Origin of the sequence: Streptomyces carpinensis (assembly GCF_002154505.1) — a bacterium.
Lineage (GTDB): Bacteria > Actinomycetota > Actinomycetes > Streptomycetales > Streptomycetaceae > Streptomyces > Streptomyces carpinensis.
The window spans coordinates 1-15,250 of record NZ_MUBM01000277.1 but is presented as its reverse complement, the minus strand read 5'-3'; the positions used below and the strand labels follow the sequence as shown (position 1 = coordinate 15,250).

Annotated in this window: 13 protein-coding genes; 11 read left to right on the top strand and 2 right to left on the bottom strand. The window is 69.8% G+C overall.

Features of this window, described 5'->3' with window-relative positions; translation table 11 throughout:
* Positions 1-872, bottom strand: an 872-nt coding sequence (locus tag BZY54_RS33235; RefSeq protein ID WP_086729044.1) for an aminoacyl--tRNA ligase-related protein, incomplete at its 3' end; no start/stop codon positions are given.
* A gap of 323 nt (positions 873-1,195) precedes the next feature.
* On the opposite strand from BZY54_RS33235, the gene BZY54_RS33230 reads away from it, so the two are divergent.
* The 5 genes from BZY54_RS33230 (at position 1,196) to BZY54_RS33210 (ending at position 5,952) form a co-directional block, all read left to right on the top strand.
* Complete coding sequence (locus BZY54_RS33230) at positions 1,196-2,281, top strand: S-(hydroxymethyl)mycothiol dehydrogenase (protein ID WP_086729043.1); 1,086 nt, start codon at positions 1,196-1,198, stop codon at positions 2,279-2,281.
* Positions 2,278-2,913, top strand: coding sequence for an MBL fold metallo-hydrolase (locus BZY54_RS33225; RefSeq protein WP_086729042.1), 636 nt, complete (start codon positions 2,278-2,280; stop codon positions 2,911-2,913). Before BZY54_RS33230 ends, BZY54_RS33225 begins: the two co-directional genes overlap by 4 nt.
* Before the next feature lie 252 nt (positions 2,914-3,165).
* The gene (locus BZY54_RS33220; protein ID WP_086729041.1) at positions 3,166-3,528 is read left to right on the top strand and encodes a bifunctional 3-phenylpropionate/cinnamic acid dioxygenase ferredoxin subunit; all 363 of its coding nucleotides are present in this window, start codon (positions 3,166-3,168) and stop codon (positions 3,526-3,528) included.
* Positions 3,525-4,688, top strand: a complete 1,164-nt coding sequence (locus BZY54_RS33215) for an NAD(P)/FAD-dependent oxidoreductase (protein ID WP_086729040.1) — start codon at positions 3,525-3,527, stop codon at positions 4,686-4,688. The genes BZY54_RS33220 and BZY54_RS33215 overlap by 4 nt, the downstream gene beginning before the upstream one ends.
* A gap of 130 nt (positions 4,689-4,818) precedes the next feature.
* The gene (locus BZY54_RS33210; protein ID WP_086729039.1) at positions 4,819-5,952 is read left to right on the top strand and encodes an aromatic ring-hydroxylating oxygenase subunit alpha; all 1,134 of its coding nucleotides are present in this window, start codon (positions 4,819-4,821) and stop codon (positions 5,950-5,952) included.
* 89 nt (positions 5,953-6,041) lie between these two features.
* On the opposite strand, the gene BZY54_RS33205 is transcribed toward BZY54_RS33210, so the two are convergent.
* Positions 6,042-6,788 carry an IclR family transcriptional regulator gene (locus tag BZY54_RS33205; RefSeq protein ID WP_425276342.1) on the bottom strand — a complete coding sequence of 249 codons (747 nt, stop codon included), beginning with the start codon at positions 6,786-6,788 and terminating at the stop codon, positions 6,042-6,044.
* Positions 6,789-6,992: 204 nt separating this feature from the next.
* Here BZY54_RS33205 and betA point away from each other — a divergent pair, with 204 nt between their 5' ends.
* The 6 genes from betA to BZY54_RS33175 all read left to right on the top strand — a co-directional run bounded on the left by betA (position 6,993) and on the right by BZY54_RS33175 (position 15,207).
* Positions 6,993-8,663, top strand: coding sequence for a choline dehydrogenase (betA, locus tag BZY54_RS33200; protein ID WP_086729037.1), 1,671 nt, complete (start codon positions 6,993-6,995; stop codon positions 8,661-8,663).
* A gap of 3 nt (positions 8,664-8,666) precedes the next feature.
* Positions 8,667-9,503, top strand: coding sequence for a methylenetetrahydrofolate reductase (locus BZY54_RS33195; protein ID WP_086729036.1), 837 nt, complete (start codon positions 8,667-8,669; stop codon positions 9,501-9,503).
* Between the two features lie 176 nt (positions 9,504-9,679).
* Positions 9,680-11,149 carry an aldehyde dehydrogenase family protein gene (locus BZY54_RS33190; protein ID WP_086729035.1) on the top strand — a complete coding sequence of 490 codons (1,470 nt, stop codon included), beginning with the start codon at positions 9,680-9,682 and terminating at the stop codon, positions 11,147-11,149.
* A 20-nt stretch (positions 11,150-11,169) separates the two neighbouring features.
* The gene (locus tag BZY54_RS33185) at positions 11,170-12,258 is read left to right on the top strand and encodes a quaternary amine ABC transporter ATP-binding protein (protein ID WP_086729034.1); all 1,089 of its coding nucleotides are present in this window, start codon (positions 11,170-11,172) and stop codon (positions 12,256-12,258) included.
* Positions 12,258-14,231, top strand: a complete 1,974-nt coding sequence (locus tag BZY54_RS33180) for an ABC transporter permease (RefSeq protein WP_086729033.1) — start codon at positions 12,258-12,260, stop codon at positions 14,229-14,231. Before BZY54_RS33185 ends, BZY54_RS33180 begins: the two co-directional genes overlap by 1 nt.
* 13 nt (positions 14,232-14,244) lie before the next feature.
* Positions 14,245-15,207, top strand: a complete 963-nt coding sequence (locus tag BZY54_RS33175) for an ABC transporter substrate-binding protein (RefSeq protein WP_086729032.1) — start codon at positions 14,245-14,247, stop codon at positions 15,205-15,207.
* Positions 15,208-15,250 lie beyond the last annotated feature (43 nt).

Genomic DNA, 15,250 nt, shown 5'->3' with positions numbered 1-15,250 from the left:
GCCTGGACGGGGGCCAGGCGGGGCGGGACGCGCAGACCGTGGTCGTCACCGTGCATCATCACCAGGGCGCCGACCATGCGCGTGGTGGAGCCCCAGGAGGTCTGCCAGACGTACTCCTGCCGACCGTCCTTCGACAGGTACCGGGTGTGGAAGGCTCTGGCGAAGTTCTGGCCGAGCTCGTGGCTGGTGCCCAGCTGCAGCGCCTTGCCGTCGCCCATCATGCCCTCCAGGGTGAGCGTGTTGATCGCACCGGCGAAGCGTTCCCTGGCGGTCTTGCGTCCCAGGACGACGTCCATGGCGAGGACGTTCTCCATGAAGTCGGCGTACACGTCGCGATGGATGAGCGCGGCGTAGTCCCGGGCCTCCTCGTAGGTGGCGTGCGCGGTGTGGCCCTCCTGCCACAGGAACTCCGTCGTGCGCAGGAACACGCGCGGGCGCAGCTCCCAGCGCACCACGTTCGCCCACTGGTTGATGAGCAGGGGCAGGTCGCGGTGGCTCTGCACCCACTTGGAGAAGTAGTCGTTGATGATCGTCTCGGAGGTGGGCCGGACGACGACGGGCTCCTCCAGCTCCTTGCCGCCGCCGTGGGTGACGACGGCCAGTTCGGGAGCGAAGCCCTCGACGTGCTCGGCCTCCTTCGTCAGATACGACTGCGGGATGAAGAGGGGGAAGTAGGCGTTGGAGGCACCGGCGCCCTTGATCCGGGCGTCCATCTCCTGCTGCATCCGCTCCCACAGGCCGTACCCGTACGGTCGGATGACCATGGTGCCGCGCACCGGCCCGTTGTCGGCCAGTTCGGCCTTGCTGATCAGGTCCTGGTACCAGCGCGGGAAGTCGTCCGCCCGGGGCGTGAGAACGGGTGCTTTTGCCATGGCGCGCAGAGTAGGGCGGGCGCCGCTCGCACGCGAGTGGATTACCCGCCGGCGCGGACTGCCTCGATCACCCGCTTCCGCGGGCCGTCGGCCGACGTGGCACGTGACCGGCCCGATGTGGCGCCCCTCGGTCACCGTGTGCCGGATCCGCCTCCGTCGCAGTCGCCGCACCCCCTGGGGAGCGGCCCTCGCCGCTGCGTGCCAGGACCTTGACCCCTGGTCGGCGCTCCACGATGCTGTGTTGCGGGACATGAGATCTGTGCCGTAATGAGAAACATCTGCTCGGAATTTCGTCCTTGGAATTCACACAGTCGAGGAGTGCCATGACTCACCAGGTTCGTGCCGTCGTCGCTCGCGGAAAGGGCGCCCCCGTCAGCCTGGAAACGATCATCGTGCCCGATCCGGGCCCGGGTGAGGCGCTGGTGAAGATCGAGGCCTGCGGGGTCTGCCACACCGATCTGCACTACCGCGAGGGCGGCATCAACGACGAGTTCCCCTTCCTGCTCGGGCACGAGGCCGCGGGAGTCGTCGAGTCGGTGGGTGAGGGGGTCACGGACGTCGCCCCGGGCGACTTCGTGATCCTCAACTGGCGTGCCGTGTGCGGGCAGTGCCGGGCCTGCCTGCGCGGACGGCCCTGGTACTGCTTCAACACGCACAACGCCAAGCAGAAGATGACCCTCACTGACGGCACCGAGCTGTCGCCGGCACTGGGCATCGGCGCGTTCGCGGAGAAGACGCTGGTGGCGGCGGGGCAGTGCACGAAGGTGGACCGGGCCGCCTCGCCGGCCGCCGCCGGTCTCCTGGGCTGCGGCGTCATGGCCGGCATCGGCGCGGCCATCAACACCGGCCAGGTCGGACGCGGCGACAGCGTGGCGGTCATCGGCTGCGGCGGAGTCGGCGACGCGGCCGTCGTCGGGTCGCATCTGGCGGGCGCGGCGCGGATCATCGCTGTCGACGTCGACGACCGCAAGCTGGCCACGGCCCGCAAGCTGGGCGCGACCCACACGGTCAACTCCAAGGAGACCGACCCGGTCGAGGCGATCCGTGAGCTGACCGGCGGCTTCGGCGCCGATGTCGTCATCGAGGCCGTCGGCCGCCCGGAGACCTACAAGCAGGCCTTCTACGCCCGCGATCTGGCCGGCACGGTGGTCCTGGTCGGAGTGCCGACCCCGGAGATGAAGCTGGAGCTGCCGCTGCTGGACGTCTTCGGCCGGGGCGGCGCTCTGAAGTCCTCCTGGTACGGCGACTGCCTGCCCTCCCGGGACTTCCCGATGCTGATCGACCTGTATCTGCAGGGACGGCTGGACCTGGACGCCTTCGTCACCGAGACCATCGCCCTCGACGAGGTCGAGAAGGCCTTCGAGCGGATGCACGGCGGCGAGGTGCTGCGTTCGGTGGTGGTCCTGTGACGGCCGGCGCGCGGATCGAACGCCTGGTCACCTCGGGGACGTTCTCACTGGACGGCGGCACCTGGGACGTCGACAACAACGTGTGGATCGTCGGCGACGACACCGAGGTGATCGTCGTCGACGCCGCACACGACGCCGATGCGATCGCCCAAGCCCTCGACGGTCGCACCCTGCGGGCCATCGTGTGCACCCACGCGCACAACGACCACATCGACGCCGCGCCCGAACTCGCGGCGCGCACCGGGGCCCCGATCCTGCTCCACGGCGACGACCTGCCGCTGTGGAAGCAGACCCATCCCGACCGGATGCCCGACGGTGAGCTGGCCGACGGCCAGGTCCTCACCGTGGCGGGTCTCGAACTGACCGTGCTGCACACCCCCGGCCACGCCCCCGGCGCGGTCTGCCTGTACGCGCCGGGTCTGACGGCGCTCTTCAGCGGCGACACGCTCTTCGCGGGCGGGCCGGGCGCGACGGGCAGGTCGTACAGCGACTTCGGCACGATCGTCGAGTCGATCCGGGACCGGCTGCTCAACCTGCCGGGCGACACCGTCGTACACACCGGTCACGGGGAGACGACCACCGTCGGCTCCGAGGCTCCGCACCTCCAGGAGTGGATCGATCGCGGCTTCTGACGTCTGTCGGCACCGAGTTCGACCATGCCCGCCTCCTCGCCCCCTCCCGGGGTGAGGAGGCGGGCTGCCTTCATGCGTCACGGCGGCTGGATCCCGCTCTCGCGCCGTTTTTCATCGCACATCCCGTTGCGTCAAGTGGCACTCCGTGCACCGGCTTTCCCTGTCCCCGGGATGCCTTGACAAGGTTTGTGGCCGACCCCAGACTGATGTTGCGCTTACCGCAATCCGTTTCGCTATACGCACCGAGGTGTCATGATGATTCCCGCGTGCCGTCTCGCGGATCTCCCGCGAGGCGAGGCCTATCGGCTCGACATCGACCCGCCGGTCTCGGTGTTCCACACCGACGACGGCGAGGTCTTCGCCATCGACGACACCTGCACCCACCAGGACGCCTCGCTCGCCGACGGCTGGCTGGAGGGCTGCGAGGTGGAATGCCCGCTCCACGCCTCGAAGTTCGACCTGCGGACCGGCGTCGTCGACGCCCCGCCGGCCAAGCTCCCGGTCCGGACCCACGAGGTCGTCGTCGAGGACGGCATGGTCTACGTCCGGCTGTCGACGGACGCCCCCAACCTGCCGCCCTGCATCGCGGCCCGACTCGCCGGAGGTCCCGCGTGAGGACGGTGGCCGTGGTGGGAGCGTCGCTGGCCGGTCTGTCGGCGGCGCGCTCGCTGCGGTCCCAGGGATACGACGGGCGGCTGGTCGTCATCGGCGACGAGCCCCACCGTCCCTACGACCGGCCTCCGCTGTCCAAGGAGTTCCTGGCCGGCGCCGTCGCCGAAGCGGATCTCGCGCTGGAGACGGACGGTGAGGACCTGCAGGCGGAGTGGCTGCTCGGCGCCCGCGCCGCCGGACTGGACCGTATGGACCGCGCCATCCGGCTCACCGACGGCCGGCAGGTCCGGGCGGACGGCGTGGTCATCGCGACCGGCGCCGCCGCGCGCACGCTGCCCGGCACCGACGGCCTGGCCGGAGTGCATGTGCTGCGGACGCTCGACGACGCCCGTGGTCTCAGGGACGCACTGGCCCTCGGCGGACGGCTGGTCGTGATCGGTGGGGGGTTCGTCGGCGCCGAGGTCGCCTCCACCGCATACGCCCTCGGGCTCGACGTGACGGTGGTCGAGGCCGCCCCGACACCGCTGGCCGGCCCGCTCGGCGAGGCCATGGGCGGCATCGTCTCCGCCCTTCACGCCGACCACGGAGTACGGCTGCTGTGCGGTGTGGGCGTCAAGGGGCTCGGTGGGGAACGCCGGGTCGACGCCGTCCTTCTGGAGGACGGCCGCAGCATCCCCGCCGACATCGTCGTCGTCGGTGTGGGCGCCCGCCCGAACGTCGAGTGGCTGGAGGGATCCGGCGTCGCGCTCGACAACGGCGTCACATGCGGCGCCGACGGCCGCACCAGCCTGGCCGGGGTGGTCGCGGTCGGTGACTGCGCCTCCTGGTACGACCCGCGCGCGGGCGTCCATCGCCGCGTCGAGCACTGGACGGGGGCGCTGGAGCGCCCCGCCGCCGCCGTCGCCGCGCTGCTGTCGTGGGGCGCGGTGGAACCCGGCGTGCCCCGGCCGCCGTACTTCTGGTCGGACCAGTACGGCGTGAAGATCCAGTTCGCCGGTCATGCGGCGGGCGCCGACACCGTGACGGTCGTCGAGGGCGTCACCGACGACCGCAGCTTCCTCGCCGTCTACCGGCGGGCCGGCCATCCGGTCGCCGTGCTCGGGATGAACCAGCCGCGACTGTTCACCCGCTGGCGCAAGCAGCTGTCGGTCGCGACACCTTGACACCGCCCCTGCGGCATCTCATGCTGCGGTTGCACATCGCACGCAGCGTTGCTCCATGCACAACGCCGTCCGGAGTTGCTCTTCCCGGCGCGTGAACGACCGATCCACGACGTTTCCCGAGGAGTGCACCGTGACCTCGACCAGCCTGCCGGACAGCCTGATCGCCACCCTCCCCGGCTCCGCCTACACCGATCCCGGGATCTTCGCCCAGGAGCAGGAGCACATCTTCGAGACCATGTGGTTCTGCGTCGCGCGCTCGTCCGACCTGGCGAAGCCCGGCGCCTTCCGGACCGTCGACGTGGGCCGCGAGAGCATCCTCGTCACCCGCGCCCGGGACAACTCGATCCGGGCCTACTTCAACGTCTGCCGGCACCGCGGGGCCAGGCTCTGCACCGAGGAGAGCGGCGAGGTCAAGCGGGCCTTCCAGTGCCCGTACCACGCCTGGACGTACGACCTGACGGGCAAGCTCGCCGCCGCACCCAACCTCACCAAGATGCCCGACGTCGGCCGCACCGAATACGGCCTGGTGAGCGTGGCCACCCGCGAATGGCTCGGCTATGTCTGGGTCTGCCTGGCGGAGAACCCCCCCTCCTTCGAGGAGGACGTCGTCGGCGAGGTCGTCGCCCGCCTCGGCGACGCCGAGTCGATCGAGCGCTACGACATCGACCACCTCGCGGTCGGCCGGCGGATCGTCTACGACGTGCAGGCGAACTGGAAGCTCATCGTCGAGAACTTCATGGAGTGCTACCACTGCGCCACGATCCACCCCGAACTCACCGAGGTGCTCCCGGAATTCGCCGACGGCTACGCCGCCCAGTACTACGTCGGCCACGGCGCCGAGTTCGGCGAGGACGTCCAGGGCTTCACCGTCGACGGATCGGAGGGCCTTGACCGCATCCCCGGCGTCGCCGAGGACCAGGACCGCCGGTACTACGCGATCACGGTCAAGCCGCAGGTCTTCATCAACCTGGTGCCCGACCACGTGATCTTCCACCGGATGTTCCCGGTGGCCGTCGACCGCACGATCGTCGAGTGCGACTGGCTCTACCTCCCGCACGTCGTCGAGAGCGGGAAGGACGTGAGCCGGTCCGTGGAGCTCTTCGACCGGGTCAACCGCCAGGACTTCGAGGCATGCGAGCGCACGCAGCCCGGCATGAGCTCCCGGCTGTACGCCAAGGGCGGCGTCCTCGTCCCCAGCGAGCACCACATCGGCGCCTTCCACGAATGGGTGGGGGAGCGGCTGGGCATGCGGCAGCCGCAGTAGGGCCAGCCGCTGCGCGGTCCCCGCCGCGCCGAAGGGCGCAGGCGCGGGCCGTTGCGGGCCGGCCGTCCAGGCTGAGCGGAGCCGCCCGCTCAGCCCAGGTAGCCCATCCGGTGGCTGATCTCCTCCGCGCCCTTGAGCAGCACCGGAGCGAGCTCGTGCAGGCGCTCCTCGGTGAAGCGGTAGGAGGGCCCGGAGGCGCTGAGCGCCGCGATGACCTCGCCGTCCCGGTCGCGGATCGGCGCGGCGATGGCGTGCAGACCGATCTCCAGCTCCTCCTTCGTCCAGGCGTAGCCGCGCTCCCGGGCCTCGGCGAGGTTCTTCTCGAGCTTCGTCTTGGCGGTGATGGTGTGCGGGGTGACCTTCTTCATGCCCGCCTCGGCCAGCAGCGTGGCGCGCTCCTTGGTGGGCAGGTGGGCCAGCAGGATCTTGCCGCTGGAGGTGGCGTGCAGGGGGGTGAGCTGACCGACCCAGTTGTGGGCGGTGATGGCCGACGGGCCGCGCACCTGGTACAGGTTGATCGCGTAGTGCTCCTGCATCACGGCGATGTTGACCGTCTCGCCGATCTCCTCGGCGAGGCGCTCGCAGACCGGGCGGCCCTGCTGCGTGATGTCGATGCGCCCGGTGACCGCTCCGGCCAGACGCACGATGCCGAAGCCCAGGCGGTACTTGCCGCGCTCGCCGGCCTGCTCCACGAGGCCCCGCGCCTCCAGGGCGCCGAGCAGGCGGAACGCGGTGGACTTGTGCACTTCGATCTCGGCTGCCACTTCGCTCACGCCCGCCTCGCCGCGCTGGGCCAGGATCTCCAGCACGCTGATGGCCCGGTCGACCGACTGCACTCCGCCGGTCTGTGAAGTCGACGTTTCGGATTCTGCTCTGTGGTTGCTCATAGCGAAACTATACGCTCGGTAAACAACGCCGATGCAAGTAACGCCGCCGAAACGAAGAACCCTCATAAGTTGCGTGGCACGCAACCTAGTGCACACTGCGCTACCGGTACTAGCATGCCCCGCGTATCTACGGCGCGAGCGAGACGAGGCACCATGGCTACCCTGCACTACGACTTCGTCATCGTCGGCGGCGGATCGGCCGGCAGCGCACTGGCGAACAGGCTCTCGGCGGATCCGGCGAACCGAGTGCTGGTCCTGGAGGCCGGCAGGTCCGACTACCCGTGGGATGTCTTCATCCACATGCCCGCGGCGCTGACCTACCCGATCGGCAACCGGTTCTACGACTGGAAGTACGAGTCCGAGCCGGAACCGCACATGGGCGGCCGCCGCATCTACCACGCGCGGGGCAAGGTGCTGGGCGGCTCCAGCAGCATCAACGGCATGATCTTCCAGCGCGGCAACCCCATGGACTACGAGCGCTGGGCCGCCGACCCCGGCATGGAGAACTGGGACTACGCGCACTGCCTGCCGTACTTCCGGCGCATGGAGAACTGCCTCGCGGCCGACCCGGACGACGAGTTTCGCGGCCACGACGGCCCCCTCGTCCTCGAACGCGGCCCGGCGGCCAACCCGCTGTTCACCGCCTTCCTGGAAGCCGTCCAGCAGGCCGGTCAGGCCCGCACCGACGACGTCAACGGCTACCGTCAGGAGGGCTTCGCGCCGTTCGACCGCAACGTCCACCGCGGGCGTCGTCTGTCGGCCTCCAAGGCGTACCTCAAGCCCGCGATGAAACGGCCGAACCTCACGGTCAGGACCCGTGCGTTCGTCACCCGGGTGCTCTTCGAGGGCAAGCGGGCCGTCGGCGTCGAGTACCGGCGCGGCCGGGGCGCCCCCCAGCAGGTCCGCGCCGGGGAAGTGATCCTCTGCGGCGGCGCGATCAACTCCCCGCAACTGCTGCAGCTCTCCGGCGTGGGCAACGCCGACGAACTGCGCGCCCTCGGCATCGACGTCGTCCACGGCCTCCCCGGCGTCGGCGAGAACATGCAGGATCACCTGGAGGTCTACGTCCAGTACGCCTGCAAGCAGCCCGTCTCCATGCAGCCGTACATGGCGAAGTGGCGCGCTCCCTTCATCGGACTCCAGTGGCTCTTCCGCACGGGCCCCGCCGCCACCAACCACTTCGAGGCGGGCGGCTTCGCCCGCAGCAACGACGACGTGGACTACCCCAACCTGATGTTCCACTTCCTGCCCGTCGCGGTCCGCTACGACGGCTCCTCACCGGCCGGCGGCCACGGCTATCAGGTGCATGTCGGGCCCATGTACTCCGACGCCATCGGCTCGGTGAAGATCAAGAGCAGAGACCCGCGCGAGCACCCGGCGCTGCGCTTCAACTACCTCTCCACCGACCAGGACCGACGCGAATGGGTCGAGGCCGTCCGCGTGGCCCGCAGGCTCCTCAACCAGCCCGCGCTCGCCCCCTACAACGGCGGTGAGATCTCGCCCGGACCGTCCGTCGAGAGCGACGAGGAGATCCTCGCCTGGGTCGCGAAGGAGGGCGAGACCGCTCTGCACCCGTCCTGCACGTGCAAGATGGGCACCGACGACATGGCCGTCGTCGACCCGGCGAGCATGCGAGTGCACGGACTGGACGGGCTGCGCGTGGTGGACGCCTCCGTCATGCCGTACGTCACCAACGGCAACATCTACGCGCCGGTGATGATGGTCGCGGAGAAGGCCGCCGACCTGATCCTCGGCAAGGAGCCGCTGGAGCCGTCCAAGGCCGCGTACTACCGTCACCGCGACTCCCAGAAGCAGGCGGGGTAGACCTTGGACGGCGCAGGGCTCGGTGCGCTGCTGCGCAGCGTCCGCTACGAGGTGCTGCCCACGAAGGCGACCGAGGACAAGGTCCTCGCCCATGTTCCGCGCGACGTCGTGGTCACCGTGACGGCGTCGCCGGTAAAGGGCCTGGAGCCGACCCTCGATCTCACCACCCGGCTCGCGGCGCACGGCTACCGCGTCGTCCCGCATGTGCCGGCCCGGCTGCTGCGGGACGACGCCCACCTGAAGGAGGTGGTCGACCGGCTTTGCGGGTCGGGGGTGGACGACGTCTTCGTTCCCGCGGGTGACGCCGACCCGCCGGCCGGTGCCTACGACGGGGCGCTGCCCGTGCTGCGCACCCTGGGCGAGCTCGGCAGCCCCTTCGCCCGCGTGGGCATCACCGGCTACCCCGAGAGCCATCCGCTCATCCACGATGACCTCACCGTCCAGGCCATGTGGGACAAGCGCGAGCACGCCACGTACATCGTCAGCAACCTCTGCTTCGACCCGCGCGTGCTGGGCGACTGGATCGCCCGGATACGGCGCCGCGACGTCCGCCTGCCGCTGCACGTCGGCGTGGCGGGGCCCGTGCAGCGGGCGAAGCTGCTGTCGATGGCGGCGAAGATCGGCGTGGGGGAGTCGACGCGCTTCCTGACGAAACACGCCTCGTGGTTCCGGCGGTTCGCGACGCCGGGCGGCTACTCGCCCGACCGGCTGCTCACCCGCGCCGCCGGGGCGCTGACCGCTCCTTCGGCGCAGGTGGCGGGCCTGCACCTGTTCACCTTCAATCAGATCGCCGAGACCGAACGGTGGCGCCGCGCGCTGCTGGACCGGCTCGGCGGCTGAGACCGCTTCTTCGAGGCCGTGCACAACGGTGGGCGGGCTGTGTTCCGGCGCGCCCACCGCTGGCCAAATCGTCATTCCCCGACCCCTTGACGTAGGTCTGCGCATTCGCCAGGGTGTTCCACCACAAGCAATTAGATGCACGATGCGCAACGCATTTCGGCTGAAGGGCTTGGCTCGTGGCAGACCTGTATGTGGACGGGAAGTGGCGGGAGCCGGTGTCCGGAGGCCGCCGTGACATCCGCTGTCCCGCGGACGGCACCCTCGCCGCCACCGTGTCGGAAGGGACACGACCCGACACCGAGGCGGCGATCGCCGCGGCCCGCCGCGCCTTCGACGAGGGATCCTGGCCGGGCACCCCCGAGCGGGAGCGCGGCGCACTGCTGCTGCGCGCCGCCGACATCATCGAGCGCGACGCCAAGGAGTTCGCCCGCGCCGAATCGCTGGACACCGGCAAGCGCCTGGTCGAGAGCGAGTACGACATCGCCGACGTCGTCTCCTGCTTCCGCCACTACGGCGGAATCGGCGGAACCGACGCCGGCCGGGTGATCGACACCGGCCGCGACGACGCCGTCAGCCGCGTCGTGTACGAGCCCATCGGGGTGTGCGGACTCATCACACCCTGGAACTACCCACTGCTGCAGGCCTCCTGGAAGGTCGCGCCCGCACTCCTCGCAGGCAACACGGTCGTCCTCAAGCCCAGCGAGCTCACACCCTCGACCTCGATCCTGCTGATGCGGGCGCTTCAGGAGGCCGGGCTGCCGGCCGGCGCCGCCAACCTCGTCCTGGGCGCCGGCCCCGAGGCGGGCGCACCGCTCGCCGAGAGCCCCGCCGTGGACATGGTCTCCTTCACCGGGGGACTCGACACCGGCAGACGCCTCATGGCGACGGCCGCCGCGACCGTGAAGAAGGTCGCGCTGGAGCTCGGCGGCAAGAACCCCAACGTCGTTTTCGCCGACGCCGACTTCGAGACGGCCGTGGACTTCGCCCTCACGGCCGTCTTCCTGCACTCCGGGCAGGTCTGCTCGGCCGGCGCCCGACTGATCGTCGAGGACTCTCTGCACGACGCCTTCGTCGAAGAGGTCGTCCGCCGGGCCCGACGGATCCGTCTGGGCGGTCCCTTCGACCCGCAGGCCGAGACCGGGGCTCTGATCTCCGCACAGCACCGTGAGAAGGTCGAGGCATACGTCGCGACGGGCCTCGCCGAAGGCGCCGTGCTGCGCTGCGGCGGCGGCCGGCCGGCCGATCGCGCCCTCGCCGCCGGTCACTTCTACCTGCCCACCGTGCTCGACGAGTGCCGGCAGGACATGCGCGTGGTGCACGAGGAGTCCTTCGGCCCCGTGCTCACCGTGGAGCGCTTCCGCGACGAGGACGATGCCGTGCGCATCGCCAACGACACCGAGTTCGGACTCGCCGGAGCCGTGTGGACGCAGGACGCGGGCAAGGCCCAGCGAGTGGCCCGGCGGCTGCGCCACGGGACGGTGTGGATCAACGACTACCACCCCTATGTGCCGCAGGCGGAATGGGGTGGCTTCGGGCATTCGGGTGTGGGCCGGGAGCTGGGACGGACCGGCTTGGACGAGTACCGAGAGCCCAAGCACATCTGGCAGAACATTCAACCCCGGCCGCAGCGCTGGTTTAGCGGCTGAACGCCGAAAAGAGGTCGATCGTGACCCCCACACAGACCGAGGTGCCGCAGCGGCGCGGCGCGCCCAAGGAACCGGGCACCACTCCCGTCATATCCGTGCGCCGGCTGTGGAAGGTGTTCGGTCCGAAGGCCGACCAGGTGCCGGACTCCGCCGAGTTGTGCGGGCTCTCCCGCCGTGAGCTCATGGACCGCACCGGGTGCACCGCCGCCGTACGCGACGTCGGCTTCGAGGTCTCGCCGGGCGAGGTCTTCGTGGTCATGGGCCTGTCGGGCTCCGGTAAGTCCACCCTGGTGCGATGTCTGACCCGGCTGATCGAACCCACCGCCGGAGAGGTCGTCTTCGAGGGCCAGGACATCCGCGACGCCGACGACCGGCGCCTGCGCGAACTGCGCCGCCACAAGTTCTCCATGGTCTTCCAGCACTTCGGACTGCTGCCCCACCGCCGCGTGGTGGACAACGTGGCCTTCGGCCTGGAGATCCGCGGCATGGGCAGGGCCGAACGCACGAAGCGGGCCCAGGAGGTCGTCGAACTCGTCGGCCTCGCCGGCTACGAGAACTCCTATCCCGACCAGCTGTCCGGCGGCATGCAGCAGCGCGTCGGCCTCGCCCGGGCACTGGCCGGCGATCCGGACGTGCTCTTCTTCGACGAGCCGTTCTCCGCGCTCGACCCGCTGATCCGCCGCGACATGCAGAACGAGGTCATCCGGCTGCACCACGAGGTCGGCAAGACCATGGTGTTCATCACCCACGACCTCTCCGAGGCGCTGAAGCTGGGCGACCGCATCCTCATCATGCGCGACGGCAAGATGGTCCAGTGCGGCAGCGGCGACGAACTGGTCGGCGCCCCCGCCGACGACTACGTCCGCGAATTCGTCAAGGATGTGCCGCGCGGCGATGTGCTCACCCTGCGGTGGATCATGCGGCCGGCGGAGCCGGACGACGCGTTGGACGGCCCCGAACTGGGCCCGGACGTCGTCGTACGGGAGGCCACCCGGGCGGTGCTGGCGGCGGACAGGCCGGTCAAGGTCGTCGAGGACGGCAAGCTGCTCGGCATCGTCGGTGACGAGGAGATCCTCGCGGTGGTGGCGGGACAGGAGGGCGGCGCGTGATGGCCGTCGCCCTGGACAAGACCGCACCCCTGAGCGGCGTGCGCAGAGCCGGCCGCCGCACGGTGGTGGCCGCGATCGTGGTCGTCTGGCTGGTGCTGTTCGCCGTGTTCCGCGGCCGGCAGACCCTGACGCTGGCGGCGGCGGACCTCACCGGTCTGCACCGGTGGTTCAACGACGTCAACGACTCGATCGGCGCGAACCGCAACACCAACCCGCTCTTTCTCTACTTCTTCAACGAGATCCGTCTGGTCATCGACAACCTGGTGACCTTCGTCCAGGGCCTGATCTCCCAGCCCTCCGGCGGCCGCCCCCTCCCGCAGATCGGATGGCTCGGCGTGGTCGGGCTCGCCGGCTTCGTCTCGTGGGCCGTGGGCAACTGGCGGGTCGCGCTGCTGGCCGTGGCCGGGTTCACCTTCTTCGGGCTGCAGGGCCTGTGGCAGGAGAGCATGGACACGCTGTCCCTCACCGTCTCCGCGGTCCTCGTGGCACTGCTGATCGCGATCCCGCTGGGCGTGTGGGCGGGGCTGTCGGACCGGTTCAACCGGATCGTGACGCCGTTCCTGGACTTCATGCAGACGATGCCGACCTTCGTCTACCTGGCCCCGCTGACCCTGTTCTTCCTCATCGGCCCGGCCTCCGCCACGATCGCCACCCTGATCTACGCGGCACCGCCGGCGATCCGCATCACCGCGCACGCCATCCGCTCCGTACCGCAGACCACCGTCGAGGCGGCCGACTCGCTGGGTGCCACACGGCGGCAGGCGCTGCTGAAGGTCCTGTTGCCGATGTCCCGGCGGACGGTGGTGATGGGCGTCAACCAGACCATCATGGCCGCCCTGGCGATGGTGACCATCGCGGCCCTGATCGACGCGCCCGGGCTCGGCAAGACGGTCGTGCAGGCCCTGCAGTCGCTCGACGTCGGCACGGCCTTCAACGCCGGCCTCGCCATCGTCGTCATGGCGATCGTCCTGGACCGGGTGACGACCGCGGCCAGCGGACGCGCGGAGGCGGCCCGGCGCTCGGGCAGCCGCTTCCTGGCCTGGCGGCGGCCGCTGCTGGTCGCGGGCGCCGTGGTCACCGCGATCCTGCTCTACCTGTCGCACACCTACGTGTGGGCGGCCCAGTTCCCCGGCGACGGGGGCACGGGCAGCTCCATCGCCGACGCCGCGGACACCGCGACCACCTGGGCACAGGACAACCTGTCGGGCATCACCAACGCCGTTCGCGACGTCATCACCAACGCCCTGCTCAATCCGTTCCAGTCGCTGCTCACCGACTCCCCGTGGTGGCTGGTCGGCGCAGCACTGGTCGCGCTCGGCGCGGTGCTGGGCGGCCGGCTCGCCGCCGTCACCACGGCGGTGTGCGTGGGCCTGCTGGTGGGCACGGGCGTGTGGTCGGACAGCATGACGACACTGGCCTCGACCGTCGTGGCGACGGTGCTCGTGATGGTGCTCGGCATCGTCTTCGGCGTGTGGATGGGGCGCAGCCCGCTGGTGGACCGGGTGCTGCGGCCCACCCTGGACGCGGCGCAGGTCATGCCGCCGTTCGTCTATCTGGTGCCGTTCCTGGCGCTGTTCGGGGCCACGCGGTTCACGGCCATCGTCGCGGCCGTCGTCTACGCGGCACCCGTCGCCATGAAGATCATCGCGGATGGAGTGCGGGCCGTGCCCGAGACCACCGTCGAGGCGGCGACGTCCGCCGGGTGCAACACCTGGCAGATCATCACCAAGGTTCAACTGCCGATGTCACGCAGTGCCCTGACCCTCGCGACCAACCAGGGCCTGATCTACGTGCTGTCGATGGTTGTGGTGGGCGGCCTGGTGGGAGCGGGCGCCCTTGGCTACGACGTCGTGGCCGGATTCTCGCAGGGAGAGCTGTACGGCAAGGGGCTGGCGGCGGGACTCGCCATCGTACTGCTCGGAGTCATGTTCGACCGGATCACTCAGGCAGCGGCGCGACGCACCGGCGCATAAGGAGCGCGACATCATGGCAAGACACTGGCGAGCCGGCGCAGCCGGCCTGGCCGTCCTCGGTCTCACCCTCACCGCATGCTCAGGGGCGAAGGTCGGCGAGAGTTCCTCCGCCGGCTCCAAGAACTCCGGCAAGTGCGGCACGTTCAACCTCGCCGTCAACCCCTGGGTGGGCTACGAGGCGGACGCGGCGGTCGTCGCGTACGTCGCGCAGCACGACCTCGGTTGCACGGTCAACAAGAAGGATTTGAAGGAAGAGATCGCCTGGCAGGGCTTCGGGACCGGTGAGGTCGACGCGGTCCTGGAGAACTGGGGTCACGACGACCTGAAGAAGAAGTACATCACCGAGCAGAAGACCGCCGTCGACGCCGGTTCCACCGGCAACCAGGGAGTCATCGGCTGGTTCGTGCCGCCGTGGCTGGCCAAGGCCCACCCGGACATCACCGACTGGAAGAACCTCAACAAGTACGCCGCCCACTTCAAGACCTCCGAGTCGGGCGGCAAGGGCCAGCTGCTGGACGGCGACCCGTCGTACGTCACCAACGACGCGGCCCTGGTGAAGAACCTGAAGCTGAACTTCAAGGTCGTGTACGCGGGCAGCGAGACCGCGCTCATCCAGGCCTACCGGACGGCCGAGAAGAACAAGCAGTGGGTGATCGGCTACTTCTACGAACCGCAGTGGTTCATGTCGGAGGTGCCGCTGGTCAAGGTCAACCTGCCGAAGTACACGGCCGGATGCGACGCCGACGCGGCGAAGATCGCCTGTGACTATCCCCTGTACGACCTCGACAAGATCGTCAGCACGAGATTCGCCCAGTCCGGCAGCCCCGCCTACCGGCTGGTGAAGAAGTTCCACTGGACGAACGAGGACCAGAACACCGTGGCCCGGTACATCGCGCAGGACAAGATGTCGCCCGACGCGGCCGCGAAGAAGTGGGTCGAGGCCAACCGCGACAAGGTGGAGGCCTGGCTGAAGTAGCCCTTCCGGGCTCCTGAAGAGGCTGGTTGACGATGCCCGGCGG